This window comes from Acidiphilium cryptum JF-5, from assembly GCF_000016725.1.
Lineage (GTDB): Bacteria > Pseudomonadota > Alphaproteobacteria > Acetobacterales > Acetobacteraceae > Acidiphilium > Acidiphilium multivorum.
Genome location: NC_009484.1, coordinates 3,301,625 through 3,319,691 on the forward strand (window position 1 = coordinate 3,301,625; position 18,067 = coordinate 3,319,691).

The 18,067-nt window shown below is 68.5% G+C and carries 16 protein-coding genes; 12 read left to right on the forward strand and 4 right to left on the reverse strand.

From position 1 onward, the window contains the following. Nucleotides 1-49: 49 nt before the first annotated feature. Nucleotides 50-1,387 (forward strand): adenylosuccinate lyase, encoded by a 1,338-nt coding sequence (purB, locus tag ACRY_RS17610; RefSeq protein ID WP_012040486.1) that lies wholly within the window; start codon nucleotides 50-52, stop codon nucleotides 1,385-1,387. A gap of 13 nt (nucleotides 1,388-1,400) precedes the next feature. Continuing rightward, nucleotides 1,401-2,120 (forward strand): NRDE family protein, encoded by a 720-nt coding sequence (locus ACRY_RS17615; RefSeq protein WP_012040487.1) that lies wholly within the window; start codon nucleotides 1,401-1,403, stop codon nucleotides 2,118-2,120. 66 nt (nucleotides 2,121-2,186) lie between these two features. Here the strand turns inward: ACRY_RS17615 and ACRY_RS17620 are convergent, their stop codons facing one another. Next, nucleotides 2,187-3,680: a CoA-acylating methylmalonate-semialdehyde dehydrogenase gene (locus tag ACRY_RS17620; RefSeq protein ID WP_012040488.1), complete on the reverse strand. Its 1,494-nt coding sequence runs from the start codon at nucleotides 3,678-3,680 to the stop codon at nucleotides 2,187-2,189. Nucleotides 3,681-3,709: 29 nt separating this feature from the next. Here ACRY_RS17620 and ACRY_RS17625 point away from each other — a divergent pair, with 29 nt between their 5' ends. Both ACRY_RS17625 and ACRY_RS17630 read left to right on the forward strand, forming a co-directional pair. Next, nucleotides 3,710-5,038 (forward strand): Zn-dependent hydrolase, encoded by a 1,329-nt coding sequence (locus ACRY_RS17625; protein WP_012040489.1) that lies wholly within the window; start codon nucleotides 3,710-3,712, stop codon nucleotides 5,036-5,038. A 91-nt stretch (nucleotides 5,039-5,129) separates the two neighbouring features. Beyond that, entirely contained in the window at nucleotides 5,130-5,735 is a 606-nt protein-coding gene (locus ACRY_RS17630; protein WP_007424267.1) for a Spy/CpxP family protein refolding chaperone, read from the forward strand. A gap of 73 nt (nucleotides 5,736-5,808) precedes the next feature. On the opposite strand, the gene ACRY_RS17635 is transcribed toward ACRY_RS17630, so the two are convergent. After that, entirely contained in the window at nucleotides 5,809-7,611 is a 1,803-nt protein-coding gene (locus ACRY_RS17635) for an NAD(P)/FAD-dependent oxidoreductase (RefSeq protein WP_012040490.1), read from the reverse strand. A 165-nt stretch (nucleotides 7,612-7,776) separates the two neighbouring features. On the opposite strand from ACRY_RS17635, the gene ACRY_RS17640 reads away from it, so the two are divergent. Beyond that, nucleotides 7,777-8,265 (forward strand): DsrE family protein, encoded by a 489-nt coding sequence (locus ACRY_RS17640; RefSeq protein ID WP_007424269.1) that lies wholly within the window; start codon nucleotides 7,777-7,779, stop codon nucleotides 8,263-8,265. 71 nt (nucleotides 8,266-8,336) lie between these two features. On the opposite strand, the gene ACRY_RS17645 is transcribed toward ACRY_RS17640, so the two are convergent. Continuing rightward, entirely contained in the window at nucleotides 8,337-9,134 is a 798-nt protein-coding gene (locus ACRY_RS17645; RefSeq protein WP_007424270.1) for an alpha/beta fold hydrolase, read from the reverse strand. A 203-nt stretch (nucleotides 9,135-9,337) separates the two neighbouring features. After that, nucleotides 9,338-11,176: a heavy metal translocating P-type ATPase gene (locus ACRY_RS17650; protein ID WP_231295307.1), complete on the reverse strand. Its 1,839-nt coding sequence runs from the start codon at nucleotides 11,174-11,176 to the stop codon at nucleotides 9,338-9,340. Nucleotides 11,177-11,333: 157 nt separating this feature from the next. On the opposite strand from ACRY_RS17650, the gene ACRY_RS17655 reads away from it, so the two are divergent. From ACRY_RS17655 to ACRY_RS17685, 7 genes are all read left to right on the forward strand, one after another. Further along, entirely contained in the window at nucleotides 11,334-11,591 is a 258-nt protein-coding gene (locus ACRY_RS17655) for a hypothetical protein (protein WP_012040493.1), read from the forward strand. 4 nt (nucleotides 11,592-11,595) lie between these two features. After that, a complete protein-coding gene (gene fabI / locus ACRY_RS17660) occupies nucleotides 11,596-12,372 on the forward strand; it encodes an enoyl-ACP reductase FabI (RefSeq protein WP_007424273.1) in 777 nt (258 codons plus the stop codon). Nucleotides 12,373-12,402: 30 nt separating this feature from the next. Beyond that, a complete protein-coding gene (locus ACRY_RS17665) occupies nucleotides 12,403-14,223 on the forward strand; it encodes a PHA/PHB synthase family protein (protein WP_007424274.1) in 1,821 nt (606 codons plus the stop codon). Between the two features lie 12 nt (nucleotides 14,224-14,235). Next, on the forward strand, nucleotides 14,236-15,651 hold the full coding sequence (locus ACRY_RS17670) for a bifunctional enoyl-CoA hydratase/phosphate acetyltransferase (RefSeq protein ID WP_012040494.1): 1,416 nt from the start codon (nucleotides 14,236-14,238) through the stop codon (nucleotides 15,649-15,651). A gap of 14 nt (nucleotides 15,652-15,665) precedes the next feature. Then, complete coding sequence (locus ACRY_RS17675; RefSeq protein WP_012040495.1) at nucleotides 15,666-16,016, forward strand: carboxymuconolactone decarboxylase family protein; 351 nt, start codon at nucleotides 15,666-15,668, stop codon at nucleotides 16,014-16,016. A 72-nt stretch (nucleotides 16,017-16,088) separates the two neighbouring features. Then, complete coding sequence (locus tag ACRY_RS17680) at nucleotides 16,089-16,592, forward strand: A24 family peptidase (protein ID WP_012040496.1); 504 nt, start codon at nucleotides 16,089-16,091, stop codon at nucleotides 16,590-16,592. A 122-nt stretch (nucleotides 16,593-16,714) separates the two neighbouring features. Next, nucleotides 16,715-18,061 carry a purine-cytosine permease family protein gene (locus tag ACRY_RS17685; RefSeq protein ID WP_007422486.1) on the forward strand — a complete coding sequence of 449 codons (1,347 nt, stop codon included), beginning with the start codon at nucleotides 16,715-16,717 and terminating at the stop codon, nucleotides 18,059-18,061. The last annotated feature ends 6 nt before the right edge of the window (nucleotides 18,062-18,067 follow it).

Below are 18,067 nucleotides of genomic sequence, written 5' to 3' on the forward strand. Positions count from 1 at the left end.
CCCAAAACGGCGCCGCGCCGCCTGCCGGCCTGGAAGATGGGAGAATTCGATGGTTCCGCGTTACGCCCGCCCGCAGATGGTCGCGATCTGGCAGGACTTGAACCGCTACCGGATCTGGTTCGAGATCGAGGCGCTGGCCGCCGAGGCGATGGCCGCCACCGGCGACGTGCCGGCCGAGGCCGCCCGCGCCATCCGCGAGAAGGGCGGCGCGCGGATCGCCGCGATGACCGAGGCCGATGTCGAGCGTATCGCCGAGATCGAGCGCGAGACCCGGCACGACGTGATCGCCTTCCTCACCTGGCTGGCCGAGGGAATCGGGCCGGACTCGCGCTTCGTCCATCTCGGCATGACCTCGTCGGACGTGCTGGATACCTGCCTCGCCGTGCAGCTCACCCAGGCGAGCGATCTTTTGCTGGAGGGGATCGACGCGGTGATGGCGGCGCTCAAGCGCCGGGCGATCGAGCACAAGCTCACGCCGACCATCGGCCGCAGCCACGGCATCCATGCCGAGCCGACCAGCTTCGGCCTCAAGCTCGCCGGTCACTACGCCGAATTCGCCCGCAACCGCGCCCGCCTGCTCGCCGCGCGCGAGGAGATCGCCACCTGCGCGATTTCCGGCGCGGTCGGCACCTTCGCGCATCTCGACCCCGCGATCGAGGCGCATGTGGCGCAGAAGCTCGGCCTGCGGCCCGAGCCGGTCTCGACCCAGGTGATCCCGCGCGACCGCCACGCCGCCTTCTTCGCCGCCCTCGGCGTGATCGCCTCCGGGATCGAGCGGCTGGCGACCGAGGTGCGCCACCTGCAACGCAGCGAGGTGCGCGAGGCCGAGGAATTCTTCCACCCCGGGCAGAAGGGCTCGTCGGCGATGCCGCACAAGCGCAACCCGGTGCTGTCGGAAAACCTCACCGGCCTTGCCCGCATCGTGCGCGGCTACGTGGTGCCGGCGATGGAGAACGTCGCCCTCTGGCATGAGCGCGACATCAGCCACTCCTCGGTCGAGCGGGTGATCGGGCCGGATGCGACGATCACGCTCGATTTCGCCCTGCACCGGCTGGCCGGCATGATCGAGAAGCTGACGGTCTATCCGGAGCGGATGGCCGAAAATATCGAATCGCTCGGCGGCGTCGTGCATTCGGGCGAGGTGCTGCTGCTGCTCGCCCGCGCCGGCATCTCCCGCGAGGATGCCTACCGGATCATCCAGCGCAACGCGATGGCGACCTGGACCGCGCTCGGCAAGCCGGATTTCCGCCGCTTCCGCGACCATCTGCTGGCCGACCCGGACGTGGCCGGCCGGATCAGCCCGGAGGCGATCGACGCGGCGATGGACCCGCGCCTGCATCTCGCCCGGGTCGATTCCATTCTCGACCGGGTGTTCGGCTCGCACTGACCGGCGGCGCGCGATGTGCTCGCTGATCCTGTCGTTCCTGCCGGGCGATGCCTGGCCGGTCGTGATCGGCGCCAATCGCGACGAGATGCTGGCGCGGCCGTGGGACCCGCCGGCCGCGCACTGGCCGGAGCGTCCCGGCGTGATCGCCGGGCGCGACCGCACCGCCGGCGGCACCTGGCTCGGCCTGAACCGCCACGGCGTGGTCGCCGCCCTGCTCAACCGCACCGGCAGCCTCGGCCCCACGCCGGACAAGGCGAGCCGGGGCGCGCTGCCGCTGATGGCACTGGAGGAGCGCTCGGCGGCGGCGGCGGCGGCGCGGCTCGCCCGGCTGGATGCCGGGCGCTACCGCAGCTTCAACCTGCTCGTCGCCGATGCCGCCGGCGGATACGTCCTGCGCGGGTTGGAACGCGGCGCGCCGGAGACGATGCGGCTCGACCCCGGCATCACCATGATCACCGCGCACGACCCGAACGATCCGGACAGCCCGCGCATTGCCCGCTATCGCGGTGCGTTCGAGGCTGCCCCCCGCCCCGATCCCGCCGCCGATGCGTGGACCGCCTGGCGGGCGCTGCTGGCGGATCGCGCCCCGCCCGCCGACACTGCGCTCAATGTCGGCCCGCGTGGCGGGTTCGGCACCGTGTCCTCGGCGCTGATCGGTCTCGGCGGCGAACGCGCGCGCTTCCTTTTTGCTCCCGGTCCGCCTGACCGGACCGATTTCGCGTCGGTCATCTGAGGCTGGTTAAGCCGTGGATGGGCCGGCACAGGGCCGGCCCTGCAACAATCGGGCCGGTGACTCTGCTTACCGCATGGTCGGAATCGCGAATTCGGCGCCGGCGCGGATGCCGGTCGGCCAGCGCGAGGTCATGGTCTTCAGCTTGGTGTAGAAATGCACGCCTTCATGGCCGTGCATGCCGTGATCGCCGAAGGCCGAGCGTTTCCAGCCGCCGAAGGAGTGGAACGCCATCGGCACCGGGATCGGCACGTTGATGCCGACCATGCCGACCTCGATCTGGTCGGCGAAGCTGCGCGCGGCGTCGCCATCGCGGGTGAAGATCGAGGTGCCGTTGCCGAATTCGTGCTCGTTGATGATCCTCACCGCGCCATCGAAATTCGCCTCGCGCACCACCGAGAGCACCGGGCCGAAGATCTCCTCGCGGTGGATCTTCATCCCGGGCCGGACATGGTCGAACAGGGTCGGGCCGACGAAATGGCCGTCCTCGTGGCCCTGCAATCTCAGGCCGCGGCCATCGACGACGAGGCGCGCCCCTTCCGCGATGCCGGCCTCGATATAGGATTCGACCTTCGCCTGGTGTTCCCTGGTGATCAGCGGCCCCATCTCGGCCTCGGGGTCGAGCCCGGGGCCGACTTTCAGGCTGCGCGCCCGGCTCGCGATGCGCTCGACCAGCGGGTCGGCGATGCCGCCCACCGCGACGGCGACCGAGATCGCCATGCAGCGCTCGCCGGCCGAGCCGTAGGCGGCGCCGATCAGCGCGTCGACCGCCTGGTCGAGATCGGCGTCGGGCATGACGATCATGTGGTTCTTGGCGCCGCCCAGCGCCTGCACGCGCTTTCCGTGATGCGAGGCGGTGCGGTAGATGTGCTCGGCAATCGGCGTCGAGCCGACGAAGCTGACGGCGGCGATGCGCGGGTCTGTCAGCAGCGCGTCGACGGCGGTGCGGTCGCCGTTGATCACGTTGAACACGCCTGCCGGCAGCCCGGCTTCCTTCAGCAGTTCGGCGAGCAACAGGCCGGGCGAGGGGTCCTTTTCCGAGGGCTTGAGGATGAAGCAGTTGCCGCAGGCGATCGCCATCGGGAACATCCACATCGGCACCATCACCGGGAAGTTGAACGGCGTGACGCCGGCAACGACGCCGAGCGGCGCGCGGAACGAGTAGCTGTCGATGTTGGTGCCGACATTGCGCGAATAATCGCCCTTCAGCAGTTCGGGAATGCCGCAGGCGAATTCCACCACTTCAAGGCCGCGCACGACCTCGCCGCCGGCATCGGAAATGACCTTGCCGTGTTCCAGCGTGATCGCCTTCGCCAGCTCGTCCTTGTGCTGCTCGACGAGTTCCTTGAAGCGGAACATGATCCGCGCCCGGCGCAGCGGCGGGGTGGCGGCCCAGGCGGGGAAGGCGGCGCGCGCCGCGGCGATCGCCGCCTCGATTTCCGCCGCCGTCGCCACCGCCACCGCGCCGGTCTGCGCCCCGGTCGCCGGGTTGAAGACGGGCAGACGCTCCGCCCCCGTGCCCGCGACGGTCTCGTTGTTGATGAAATGACCGATTGTTTTCATGGCGTATCCCCGTTTTCCGTTGCGTCATAATGTTCCGTGTCGGCGCGGCTGCGCAAGGGGCGGTCTTGCGCGCGGGCGGCGCCGGAGGCCATCATGCCGGCATGACGCAAGGCACGAATTACCGGATCGATGGCGCCCGCCTCTGGCGCGCGCTGATGGACATGGCCGAGATCGGCGCGACGCCGAAAGGCGGGGTCAACCGCGTGACGCTGACCGAGGTGGACCGCGCGGGACGCGCCCGTTTCGCCGAATGGTGCGCCGCCGCCGGGCTCAGCCTGCGCACCGACACGATGGGCAACATGTTCGCCCGTCGCGAAGGGCGCGATCCGAACCGCTTGCCGGTGATGTTCGGCTCGCATCTCGACAGCCAGCCTACCGGCGGCAAGTTCGACGGCGCGCTCGGCGTTCTCGCCGGGCTCGAGGTGATGCGCACGCTCGATGAGCTCGGCATCGTCACCGAGGCGCCCCTCGAGCTGGTCAACTGGACCGATGAGGAAGGCTGCCGCTTCGGCCGCGCGATGATGGGCAGCGCGGTCTGGGCCGGCGTGCAGCCCGAGGCGGCGATCCGTGCCCTGCGCGACGCTTCGGGCGTGACCGTCGCCGAGGCACTGGCCGCGATCGGCGCCGAGGGAGCGGAACCAGCGACCCATCGCCCGGCCGATGCGTTCTTCGAACTGCACATCGAACAGGGGCCGCTGCTCGAGGCGGGAGGCGAGGCGGTCGGCATCGTCACCGGCGCGCAGGCGCAGGTCTGGTTCGATATCGTGCTGACCGGCCGCGACTCCCATGCCGGCACCACGCCGCCCGCCGCCCGGCGGGATGCGCTGGCCGGAGCCGCGGAGATCGTTCTCCTGGTCGAGCGGCTGATGCGCGAATGCGGTGAGTTGGGGCGCGGCACGGTCGGGCGGCTGAGCGTTCATCCCAACTCGCCCAACGTGGTTCCCGGCGAGGTGCGTTTCGCCGCCGAGTTCCGCAACCCGTCGGATGCCGAGATCGCCCGCCTCGCGCGGGAATTCCCCGAACAGGCGGCGGCGCTCGCCGCGGCACGCGGGCTCGGGATCGTGGTGACCCCGGTTTTCCGCGTCGAGGCGACGCCGTTCGACGCCGCCTGCGTCGATCTCGTCCGCGAGGCCTGCCGGCGGCGCGGGCTGGCGGCGCGGGAGATGGTCTCCGGGGCGGGGCACGATGCCGTGCATATCGCCCGCGTGGTGCCGAGCGCCATGATCTTCACGCCCTGCAAGGACGGGCTGTCGCACAACGAGGCGGAATCGATCACCGAGGATCAGGCGGAGACCGGCGCGCAGATCCTGTTCGACGTGGTTCTGGCCCGCGCCAACCGCCCGCTCACGGCCGCTTGATCGAGGTCAACGACCGCAAATCATCTTGCTCCTAGCCTGTTCGCGTTGATGGACGCCGTTGGCGTCCCGCATCCGATGAAGGAGCATGTCCATGTTCAAGGTATGGAAGACCATGGCCGCCGCAGGCCTGCTGGCGGCGGGCACGGCGATGGCCGTGGCGCAGGGGCCCGGCGCTGGTCCGGGCGCCGGTTACGGCCCCGGAGGCGGCTACGGACCCGGCATGATGCAGGGCTACGGCTGGGCGCGCGGCGGTTTGAGCGGCAAGGCCGGGCGGCAGTTCGCCGGCGCAAGGCTCGACGTGCTGCGCGAGACGCTCAAGATCACCGATGGCCAGCGCCCCGCCTGGGATGCCTACGCCAAGGCCGTGACCGACGCGCAGCAGAACGTGTGGAACGGCGTGCGGGGGGTGATGCGGCCAGGCATGATGTGGTCGCTCTCGCCGGACCAGCGCCTTGCCTTGATGCAACAGATGTTCGACCTGCGGAAGAAGGCTTATGAACGGGAGCAGGCGGCAGCGAAGGCGTTGTTGCCGCATCTGACCGACTATCAGAAAGGCCAGGCCAGCGTGCTGCTGCCGGGGCTTTCGAACATCGGCTACGGCTTCGGCATGGGGTATGGCCATCCCGGCTTCGGCGGTGGCGGTTGGGGCATGATGGGCGGCTATGGCGGGTATGGTCCGGGCATGATGGGGTATTGACGTCCCGCAAACGGCGCAGCCGGTGAGCCGTCCGGACCCGGTCCGGGCGATTCACCGGTGTGCCGGAGCCGGCTCAGCCCTTGTGGTAGACTTCCTGCAGCCCGTAGACCTTGCCGGCGATCCCTTCCATCCGCGCCTTGAGCTGCAGCGCGAGATAGAGCGAATAGTGGCGCGACTGGTGCAGGTTGCCGCCATGGAACCATAGCGCGTCCTGCTGCGTCGGCTTCCACATGTTGCGCAGCTCGCCCTCCCACGGGCCGGGATCCTTCTTCGTGTCCGAGCCGAAGCCCCAGCACTTGCCGACCTTGTCCGCCACCTCCTGCGAAATCAGCTGAGCGGCCCAGCCGTTCATCGAGCCGTATCCGGTTGCGTAGACGATCAGGTCCGCGGGCAATTCGCTGCCGTCGCTGAACAGGACGGAATGGGGCCGGATTTCCTTCACCGAGACGCCCGATTTCAGTTTGATGCTGCCATTGGCGATCAGCTCCGATGCGCCGACATCGATGTAATACCCGGAGCCGCGGCGCAGGTATTTCATGAACAGGCCCGATCCGTCCTCGCCGAAATCGAGCATGAAGCCGGCCTTCTCCAGCCGTTCGTAGAGGCTGGCGTCGCGCCGCTTCATCTCTGCATAGACCGGCTTCTGGAAGTCGGCCATGATCCGGTACGGGATCGAGGCGAAGATCAGGTCCGCCTTTTCCGTGGTGATGCCATTGGCCAGCGCCTGTTCGGAATAAAGGCCGCCGAGGGCGAGATCCATCAGCGTTTCCGAACGCGCGATATGCGTGGAGGAACGCTGGATCATCGTCACGTCCGCGCCGTGTTCCCAGAGATCGGCGCAGATGTCGTGCGCCGAGTTGTTCGAGCCGATGACGATGCATTTCCTGCCGCGCCAGGCCTCGCCGCCGGGATGCTTGCTGGAATGGTGCTGCTGGCCCCTGAACTCGTCCATGCCCGGATAGTCCGGCAGGTTCGGCACGCCGGACATGCCGGTGGCCAGCACGAGCTGTTTCGGCCGCAGCGTGACAGGCTGGCCCTCGCGCATCACCTCGACCACCCATTCGCCCGCCGTCTGGTCATAGCGCGCGGAGGTCGCCTCGGTGCTGGTCCAGTAGTTCAGCTCCATGATCTTGACGTAGCTTTCCAGCCAGTCGCCGATCTTGTCCTTGGGCGAGAAGACCGGCCAGTGATCCGGGAAGGGCAGGTACGGCAGATGGTCGTACCACACCGGATCGTGCAGGCAGAGCGACTTGTAGCGCCGGCGCCAGGAATCGCCGGCGCGTTCGTTCTTCTCGATGATGATCGTCGGCACGCCGAGCCGGCGGAGCCGCGCGCCGAGGGCGATGCCGCCCTGGCCGCCGCCGATGATCAGGGCATAGGGCTGCTCGGTGTAGCCGAGGCTGGCGCGCTCGGCCTCGATCCGGTCGAGCCAGGAACTGCGGTCGCGATGCACGCCGTGCTCGGCGCCCATCGGGCGCGTGCGGCCGTGCCGTTCCTCATGGCCTTTCAGTTCGGTCATGGTGGTCAGCAGCGTCCAGCACTTGCCGCCCTTCAGGCGCAGATGACCCCGCCCGCGCGCCACTGCCGTCTCGAAGGTGAACCAGCCCTCGGTCACGCCGTCTGCCTCGGTCGCGATGTCGTCGATCGCGAAATGCCGTGGCTGCACCTCGCTCAGTTTCGCCTGAAGCATGTCGGCAATGCCGTCATGCCCTTCCATCGTCCTGATGTTCCAGGTGAAACTGACCAGATCCCGCCAGTAGCATTCGGTCCCGAACAGGGCGGCGACCTTGGCCGCATCGCCGCTGGCCAGGGCGGCCTCGAAATCGGCGAGCCAGCCGGAAACCGCGGTTGCAGCGGGTGAAACCATTGCGTCCATGGGCATTCCTCCATTCCGTTCCTGTTTTTGCCGATAAGAAACTGCTCCAGCCGGAGCGTCAATTAAGCTGTTCCCCCGGCGATGTTGCGCCTATGATCCACAACAGAACAGTTTTGCCTCGGCGGAACAGTTCTCCATCAACAAACGGATTGGGAGGAACAGTCCATGAAATCCGCTTTCGGTCTCGTGCTTGCCGTCGCCTGTGCCGTTCTCGCGTCGCGCGGCATTGCTCGGGCGAATCCCTCGATGCTGAACAACTTCAACTTCGATCATCCGACTTTCGAACATCCGCACGCCTTTGCCACCCATCACGTGGTGATCCAGGTCAGCCAGGGCGATCTGGCACGCTGGAATCTCGTGCTGAACAATGCACAGAACCTGCTGGAAGCATTCGGTAATGACAAGGTGCAAATCGTCGTGGTCACCTACGGCCCGGGATTGAAGATGCTGTTTCCGCACTCGCCCGTTGCGAAGCGGGTCGCGGCGATGGATCAGGAGGGGATCGAATTCGATGCATGCCACAAGACGATGGAGGCGATGGCGCGCAAGCTTGGTCACATGCCGAAACTGGAGCCCACGGCGATGATTGTTCCGGGCGGTCTTGTCCGGATCATGCAACTGGAAAAGGCCGGCTTTGACTATATCAAGCCCTAATGGACCGTCCCAGTAACGTGTCGATATCATAATGAAAACCGTCGCGCAGCATGGTCGCTGTCGCGGCGGGTTCACCTTTCCGGACGGAAAATCCGCATCAGGAAGCGAATGATCAGGCGCAACGCCTCGTCGCGCTGCGAGAGGTGGGGAGCGTGTCCTGCCCTGGCGATCAGATGGGTCTCGACCGGGCAGCGCGCATTCGCCGCCAGGAGCGCGAGTTGCGCCGGCGTGCCGTATTCGTCGTCGCTGCCCTGGACGGCGAGGACGGGTACCCCGATCGCCGGCACATGATCGTCGATCCGCCAGGCGCGGAATGCCGGGCTCAGCCAGGTGCGGTTCCAGCCGTAAAAGGCGTTGTCCGGGTCGCGATGGTGCCGGGCGAGGCGGTCGCGCAGATCGGTGGTTTCATAGGACCCGCGTGCGGCCTCGATCCGCGCGATCGCGATATCCTCGACGAAGAGATGCGGCGCGATCAGGATCGTTCCGCACAGCCGGCCATCCTGCATGCCCCCGGCATGGATGAGCGCGATCGACGCGCCGTCGGAATGCCCGAGCGTGATTGCGCGTGATATCCCGACGGCGTCGAGCAGGCGCGGCAGCACGCCGAGTGCCTCATCGTGCATGTAGTGCACCGGCCAGGGCAGCGGCGCGGGATCGGAACGGCCATAGCCGAACCGGTCATAGGCGAGCACCGTACAGCCGGTCGCGGCCGCGAGGGCGGGCGGGAAATCGCGCCACAGCGTGATGGCGCCGAGCCCTTCATGCAGCAAGACGATGGACGGCGCGTCGTCACGACCCCGCCAGCGCGCCGCGGCGATGCGCCGTCCGCCGACCCGCAATTCGAGGTCCTCGCGCGCGGGCAGGGTCATGGCCCGGCCGGCGTGCCGGCGGCCGCAACGCCGCATCCCATCGCCGAGGATCGCCCCGCATCTGCCGTCACGTCATGTCTCCGCCCGATCCCGCGATCGGTGCTCCGCCGTTCAGGAGATATCATGATCCACAATTCGGGCGATCGCGCAAAGGATCACGCACCCGAAGGGCGGGCCGGCTGCGCGGCAATCCGGCCCGGCCGCTATCGCCCGCCGCCGCCGAGCGCGCGCAGCGCGTTCAGGATGACCGCCACGTCGATTGCCTCCTGCAGCAACGCGCCGGCAACCGGGGGCAGGTAGCCGGCCGCCGCCACCGTCATTGCCAGCATCGAAAGTCCCATGCCCGCGACGATCGATTGCAGCGCGATGAACCGCGTGCGCCGTGCGATCGACACCGCCTCGGCGACGCGGTCGAGCCGGTCGAGCATCAGCACCACCTCTGCCGCTTCTGCCGCCGCCGCGGCGCCGCGCGCGCCCATGGCGATGCCGATATCCGCCGCCGCCAATGCCGGCGCATCGTTGATCCCGTCGCCGATCATCATCGTGATGCCGTGAGCGCGTTCCTCCCGCGCCCTTCCGATCTTCTCCGCCGGCGACAGCGCGGCATAAACGGCATCGAGCCCGAGTTCGGCGCCGACCCGCGCCGCCGGTTCCGGCCGATCGCCGCTCAGCATCACCAGCCGGCGGAAGCCGAGATTGCGGAGCGATGCGATCAGCGGCCGCGCATCCGGCCGAATCGCGTCGGTCAGCGTGATCGCGCCCGCCGGCTGGCCGTTGACGGCGACCCAGGCGGTCGCCTCGGCACCATTGGCCCGCGCCGCGACATGCCCGTCTTGCGGCAGCGGTATTCCCGCCGTCTCGAACATCCGGGCGCCGCCCACCATCACCTGGTCGGCGCCGACCAGGCCGGAGAGGCCGAGACCCGGCGTTTCGGTCACGTTGACGGGCGTGACCAGCCGGCCGGCCGCGCGCCCCGCGGTGACGATTCCCTCGGCCACGCCGTGCTGCGAAACCTGTTCGAGCGAGGCTGCGAGGCGGAGCACCTCGGCCGGAGAAAACCCGTCCAGCGCCGCGAGCCCGGTCATCGACGGGGTGCCGGCGGTCAGCGTGCCCGTCTTGTCGAAGAGGGCGATGTCGGCGCGGGCAAGGCGTTCCAGCGCGCCGCCCCCCTTGACGATCACACCGCGCCCGGCCGCCCGCGAAATGCCGCAGATCAGCGCGACGGGCGTGGCCAGGATGAGCGGGCAGGGGGTCGCGACCACCAGCACGGCGAGCGCGCGCACCGGATCGCCGCTCGCCAGCCAGGCGGCGATGCAGACCGTGAGGGTCACGCCGAGAAAGCCGAGCGCCCAGCGATCGGCCAGCCGGGCCATCGGCGGGCGTTCGCGTTCGGCGGCGGCGACGAGCCGGATCACCGCGGCATAGGTGCTGGCATCCGCGGTCGCCGTCGCCCGGAGCGAGAACGGCCCGCCCGCGTTCAGCACGCCGCTGCGCACGGCATCGCCGGCGTGCCGTGTCACCGGCAGCGGCTCGCCGGTCAGCGCCGATTCGTCGAGCGTCGCGGCGTCACCCAGCGCGCCGTCCACCGGCACCACCTCGCCGGGCTTGACCAGCAGATTGTCGCCGATGACGACGGCGCCGGCCGGAATGTCCTCGATCGTGCCATCCGTGTGGCGATGCGCCGTGGTGGGTGTGCGTCCGACCAGGGCGGCAAGTTCGCGCCGGGCGCGCGCCCCGGCATAATCCTCGAGCGCCGCGCCGCCCGCCACCATCCCCGCGATGATCACGCCCGCCAGATTCTGCCCGAGCAGGATCGAGCCGATGATGGCGAGCAGCGCGATCAGGTCGACGCCCAGCGCGCCGCGCAGCAGCCCGGCCGCGAAATCGACGGCGACCTCGGCGGCGACCAGAATGGCCGGCGCGATCCACAGACCGGCCGCAAGCCGCTCCTGTCCCGCGAGCCGTGCCGCGAAGCCGAGCCCGAGACCCAGCCCCACCACGACCGGCGCCAATCGCCGCAGCCCGGCGCGCCACCCCATCATGCCTCCTTTCAGCCGGCCCGCCGGAGCGTCCCGCGGACTCGTGTAACATGACGATATGAACATATCGGGACAGGCCCGTTCCCGGCTTGACCTGCATCAACGACGCCAGCCAGACTGCGTGCCACCAGTGACGCCTCGGGGAAGAAGGAGGTTCACAATGACCAGCACTCTCAACTCGAAGCATGCGAGCGAACCCTCGGGCGCCTTCCTCGCATCGAGCTTTTCGCCCGTCCTGTTCGAGACGATGGCCGGCAGCATGATGCGCGTGGCCGAAGCTGAATTCGCGCTGATGCAGGCGATTTTCCAGGCCCAGTTCGGCGTGATGGAGGCCATGCTCCGCGCCGGCATTCCGTCTTCGGGCGGCCAGCAGCCGCCGACCGCGGCCCGCCGGGAGACCGACCGGACTGCGGCCTGAGCCGATGGCGCCTCCCGTCGTCGATCTTTCCGGCAAGGTCGGGCTCGTGCTCGGCATCGCCAACGAGCATTCGATCGCCACCGGCTGTGCCCGCGCCTTTGCCGCCGCTGGCGCGCGGTTCTGCGCAACCTATCTGAACGACAAGGCGAAATCCTTCGTCGAGCCGGTCACGCGCGGCCTGCCCTGCGAGATGCTGCTGCCCTGCGACGTGCAACAGGAGGGGGCGCTCGAGACCGTTTTCGACACGATCGCGCGCCGCTGGGGCAAGCTCGATTTCCTTCTTCATTCCATCGCCTTCGCACCGAAGGCCGACTTGCACGCCAGGCTGATCGACTCCTCCACCGCCGGGTTCGCCCAGGCGATGGATGTCTCGTGCCACTCCTTCATCCGCTGCGCGCGCCTCGCCGAGCCGCTGATGCGCGCCGGCGGGGCGCTGCTCTGCGTTTCCTATGAGGGGTCGATCCGCGTGGTCGAGCATTACGACCTGATGGGGCCGGTGAAGGCAGCGCTGGAATCGAGCGTGCGCTATCTCGCGGCTGAACTCGGCCCGCAGGGCATCCGGGTGAACGCCCTCTCGCCTGGCCCGATCGCTACACGCGCGGCCAGCGGCATCGACCATTTCGACGATCTTCTGGCCGAGGCCGCACGCCTCGCGCCCGAACACCATCTGGTGACGATCGAGGATGTCGGCGGCCTCGCCGCCTTCCTCGCCAGTCCTGCCGCCGGCCGCATCACCGGCACGGTCGTCCCGGTCGATGGCGGCCAGCACATCATGGCCTGATGATCTCCACCCTGCGAGGATACGTGTAAAGTGACCACCGAAACCAGCCGCTCCCGCACCACCGGCCACGCGAAACCGCCGGCCGAAGCCGCCCGGGCCCGGGTCTCGGCCCTGCCGCCGCCGGCGCCGCCCGCCTCGGTGGCGCCGAACGAGCCGGTCTCCACCACCGATGCGCTCGACCGCTCGCTGCATGCGGCCGAAGCACGGCTGACCGCAGGCCTCGCCCCGGCCGGCATCGCGCTCGCCTGGCGCGACTGGGCCGTGCATCTCGCCAACCAGCCGACAAGGCGGATGGACCTTGCCCGCCGCGCGATGGAGGACTGGGCGGCGGTCTGGCGCGTCGCCTTTGGCCTCGAGGAGGCGGTGACGCCGCCCTGCGACAATGACCATCGCTTCGATCATCCCCGCTGGCAGGACATGCCCTACCGGCTCTACAAGGAGTATTTCCTCCGGATGGAGCGCTGGTGGCACGATGCCGCGACCGGCATCGCCGGGGTCGACGCCGCGCATGAACGCATCGTCGATTTCATGATCCGCCAGGCGCTGGATGCGGTCGCCCCCGCCAACCTGCCGATGCTCAACCCCGAGGTCGAGCACGCGGCCCGCGAGAGCCGCGGGGATTCGGTCAGGGCCGGCCTGCGCAACCTGCTCAAGGACACCGAGATCGCGCTGAACCAGGAGAACCGGCTCCCGCTCGCGCCGGGGCGCGACGTGGCGGTGACGCCGGGCAGGGTGGTCTACCGCAACCGGCTGATCGAGCTGATCCAGTACAGCCCGGTGACGGAAACGGTGCGGCCGGAGCCGGTGCTGATCGTTCCGGCCTGGATCATGAAATACTATATCCTCGATCTCTCGCCGGAGAATTCGCTGGTCCGCTACCTGGTCGGGCAGGGCTACACGGTGTTCATGATCTCCTGGCACAATCCGGACAAGGAAGACCGCAACCTTTCGCTCGACGACTACCGCGCCGATGGCGTGATGGCCGCGCTCGACGCCGTCAGCGCCATCACCGGCGCGCGGAAGATCCACGCCACCGGCTACTGCCTCGGCGGCACGCTGCTCTCGATCGCCGCCGCCGCCATGGCCCGCGATCATGACAGCCGCCTCGCCTCCGTCACGCTCTTCGCCGCGCAGACCGATTTCACCGAGGCCGGCGAACTCCAGCTCTTCATCACCGAGGCGCAACTTGCCTTCCTGGAAGACCTGATGTGGCAGCAGGGCTATCTCGACACCAAGCAGATGGCCGGCGCCTTCCAGATGCTGCGCTCGAACGACCTGATCTGGTCGCGCATGATCCGCCGCTACTTTATCGGCGAGCAGGAACATCCGAACGACCTGATGTCCTGGAACATGGACGCGACGCGCATGCCCTACCGGATGCACGCCGAATATCTGCGCCATCTCTTTCTGCACAACGACCTCGCCGAGGGCCGGCTTTCCGCCGGCGGCCGGCCGGTCGCCATCGGTGACATCGACGTGCCGTTCTTCGTCGTCGGCACCGAGCGCGACCACATCGCGCCATGGCATTCGGTCTACAAGCTTCACCTGCTCAACCGCGGTCCCATCACCTTCGTGCTGACCTCCGGCGGGCACAATGCCGGCATCGTCAGCGAGCCGGGCCACCCGCATCGCCACTACGCGATTCTCGATCGTTCCCCCGGCGAGCCCTATCTCGCGCCGGAGGCGTGGCAGGACGAGGCGCCGAAGCATGACGGTTCCTGGTGGCCGGAATGGGTCGCCTTTCTCGGCGCTCGTTCCGGCCCGCCGGCCGCGCCGCCGCCGCTCGGCCGCGAGGAGGCCGGCTACCCGGTGCTCGGCGCAGCACCCGGGCACTACATCCACGAACGCTGACCGGAGGCCGCCATGAACGATATCGCGCCGGTGCCCGCCTCCCTCGCGGCGCCGATGATCGAGAACCGCACCTTCGACGAGCTGAAGGTCGGCGATACCGCGAGCGTGCGCCGCATTCTGCGGGCCGATGACATTGCGCTGTTCGCCTATATCTCAGGAGACATCAATCCGGCACATCTCGACCCCGACTACGCCCGTGGGGACATGTTCCACCACATCATCGTCCACGGCATGTGGACGGCGGGCCTGATCTCGGCGGTGCTGGGCACCAGGCTGCCCGGGCCGGGTACGATCTATCTCGACCAGAGTCTGCAGTTCCGCGCCCCGGTCGGGCCCGGCGACGAGATCACCGCGACGGTGACGGTCACCGAGCTCGAGCCGGCGCGGCATCGGGTCACCCTCGCGTGCACGGCGGTCAACCAGTCGGGCACCGAGGTTCTGCGCGGCACCGCCCTGGTCGCGGCGCCGACCGAGAAGGTGCGGCGGCCGGCGATGCCGCTGCCGGAAGTGCGGCTCAGCCGGCACGAGCGGTTCAACGCGTTGCTGGGCACGGCCAAGGCGCGCGGCCCGCTGGCAACCGCCGTGGTGCATCCCTGCGACGAGGTCAGCCTGCGCGGCGCGCTCGATGCCGCCGCGGCCGGGCTGATCGTGCCCATCCTGGTCGGGCCGGAAGCGAAGATCCGTGCCGCCGCCGAAAAGGCCGGACTCGATCTTGCTGACATGCGGATCGAAGCGGTGCCGCACAGCCACGCGGCCGCCGCCCGCGGCGTCCAGCTCGTTCGCGACGGCACGGCGAAGCTGCTGATGAAGGGCGCGCTGCACACCGACGAGCTGATGCACGAGGTGATGCTGGCCGAGAACGGCCTGCGCACCGGACGGCGGCTGTCGCACGTCTATGTCATGGACGTGCCGAGCTATCCGCGCCCGTTGCTGGTGACCGATGCGGCGATCAACATTGCCCCTGATCTCGCGACCAAGCGCGACATCGCCCAGAACGCGATCGACCTTGCCCGTGCCATCGGGATCGAGTCGCCGCGCCTCGCCGTGCTGTCGGCGGTGGAGACGGTGAACCCGGCGATGCCCTCGACCCTCGACGCCGCTGCACTCTGCAAGATGGGCCAGCGCGGCCAGATCACCGGCGGCATCATCGACGGCCCCCTCGCGTTCGACAATGCGGTGAACGCGCGCGCCGCGGCCGAGAAGGGAATCGAGTCGCCGGTCGCCGGCCGGGCGGACATCCTGCTGGTGCCGGATATCGAGGCCGGCAACATGGTCGCCAAGCAGCTCACCTTCCTGGCCGGCGCCGATGCCGCCGGCGTCGTCGTCGGCGCGCGCATCCCCATTGTTCTGACCAGCCGGGCCGATGACGCCCGCACCCGCCTGGCCTCCTGCGCCGTGGCGCTGATGCTGGCTGGCACGTCCGACTAAAGGAGCCGATACCGATGATCGAGGACTGGAGCGCGCTGATCGGCGCGGTGAATGGCGGTGTCGCCGACCTGCGCAAGGCGGCGCCGGAGGCGATGGCCGGCTTCTCGGCCCTGGCGAAAGCCGCCTGCGCGGGCGATGCGCTCGACCGCAAGACCAAGGAACTGATCGCGCTGGCGATCGGGGTGGCGACGCGCTGCCAGCCCTGCATCGCCTATCATGCGCGCGATGCCGCGCGTGCCGGCGCCACGCGCGCCGAAATCGCCGAAACGCTCGGCATGGCGGTCTATATGGGCGCCGGTCCCTCGGCGATGTATGCCGCCGAGGCGCTCGAGGCATTCGACCAGCTTTCCGGGCCGCCGCGTTAACCCATCCTTGGTCATCGCCTGCCAATCTGCGCCGCATCAACAGCGGCGCCGCCGCAAGTCTCGGACAGGTGGATGGATCATGTGGTGCAGATCGCGATGCTGGTGCCGCTGGCGTTTGCCTGCTGGCAGGACCTGCTGCTGCGCCGGATTCCCGACGGCGTTCCGGCCGCCATGGCCCTCGCCGGAATATTTCTCCGGCTTCGAGACGGTTTTCAGCCCTTCGGCGTGAGCCTTGCCGTGGCCGCGGTGTTGTTCGCGGTGCTGTTCGCCGTCTATCTGCGCCGGTCGATCGGCGGTGGCGACGTGAAACTGATCGTGGCGCTTGCCCTCGGATACGGGCCGCTGGCGCTTGCCGGCTTCCTGTTCGCGACCGTGCTGGCCGGCGGGATTCTGGCGCTGGCCTATCTCGCGCTCCGCGTCGCCGCGCCGCCGCCGCGCCCGGCCGGGCACGACGCCTCTCTGCTCCGCCGCCTCTGGGCGGTCGAGCGGTGGCGGGCGCACCGCTCCGGCCTGCCCTATGGCATCGCGATCGCCGCTGGCGCCGCCTGGACGATGCTGCCCGCCCTGCGGCTGTAGGGGCCAGATCGAAGGCAGGCATTGCCCGCATTTCGGGCAGGCGGCGGCCAATATTCGCTATTTACACCGGCACGGTTTTTGCTGCATCCGGTGCCGGGCAGAAACAACGGGGGCAGGCGGGCATGGCCGAGGCAGGAACTCTCACGGTCGAGACAAAGGGCATATCACAGGTCACGCCGGAGGAGACGCGCGGCAGTCCACGGGCGCTGTTCGGGCTCTGGATGGCCGCGAACGTCGAGTTCGCGACCATCACCACCGGCGCGCTGGCAACCGGTGCCTTCGGACTTTCCGCCACCGACGCGATCGGCGCCATCCTGCTTGGAAACCTGATCGGCGCCGTCATCCTCGGCCTGTTCTCGACCTTCGGCGTCGAATACGGGCTGCCGCAGATGATCCAGGGCGCCGCCTGGTTCGGCCAGTTGGGCAACCGGCTACCGTCGTTCCTGAACTTCTTCGGCGGCTTCTCGTGGTTCGGGGTGAACACGATCATCGGCGGCTACGCGCTGGAATACATGCTCGGCACCGGCCTGATCCCGAACATCATCGCGCTTTGCGTCATCCAGGTCGCCATCGCCGCCATCGGGCATGACCTTATCCATGCGGCGGAAAAATACTTCTTCTTCCTGCTGGTCGCGATCTTCCTCATTCTCAGCGTCTTCGCGGCAACCCATGTCGGCCACCTGCCGCCGGCCAATCCCAAGCTGCTCAAGAACGTGGGCGGCACATCCGGCGCCTTCATTCTGACCACCTCGATCATCGTCGCCTATGTCCTTGGATGGATTCCCTATTCGTCCGACTACACCCGCTACCTTCACCACACCGGCGACCGGGCGGCGACCCGGCGCGCGGTGTTCGCCAACGCGTTCTCGGCGACCTTCCTGTCATGTGTCTGGATGGAAGTGCTGGGCGCGCTGATCGGCGCGACGGTCGCGCTCTCGAAACCTTCGGACCTGTTCACGCCGTGGATGCCGCACTGGTTCCATGCGCCGCTGATCATCGCCATCGTGATCGGCACGATCAGCGCGAACATCCTCAACATCTACTCCGCCACGCTCTCCTCGCTCGCCCTCGGCTTCCGGCTGAAACAGTATCAGGCCGCGCTGCTCAGCGGCGCGATCGGCACGGTGATCTCGGTGCTCGCCGCGACCAACTTCATCAAGAACTACGAGGATTTCCTCTTCTTCCTCGGCTATTGGACCGCGCCGTGGATTGCCGTGACGATGCTCGCCCACTACACGCGCCGGCGTAGCCGGATCGGCAGGGGGAATGCGGGGTTCGTGGCCTGGATCGTCGGGATCGCGGCCAGTGTGCCGTTCTTCAACCAGTATCCTCTGTTCGTTGGTTCCTTTGCGGCGACCCATCCGGGGTTCGGTGACATTTCCTTCGCGGTTTCCGCGGTGGTCGCCGCCTGCGTCTTCCTTGCGCTCACGACCAGTGCCGAAACTGTCGCCGAAGAGGTCGCCGCTTGAATCTCA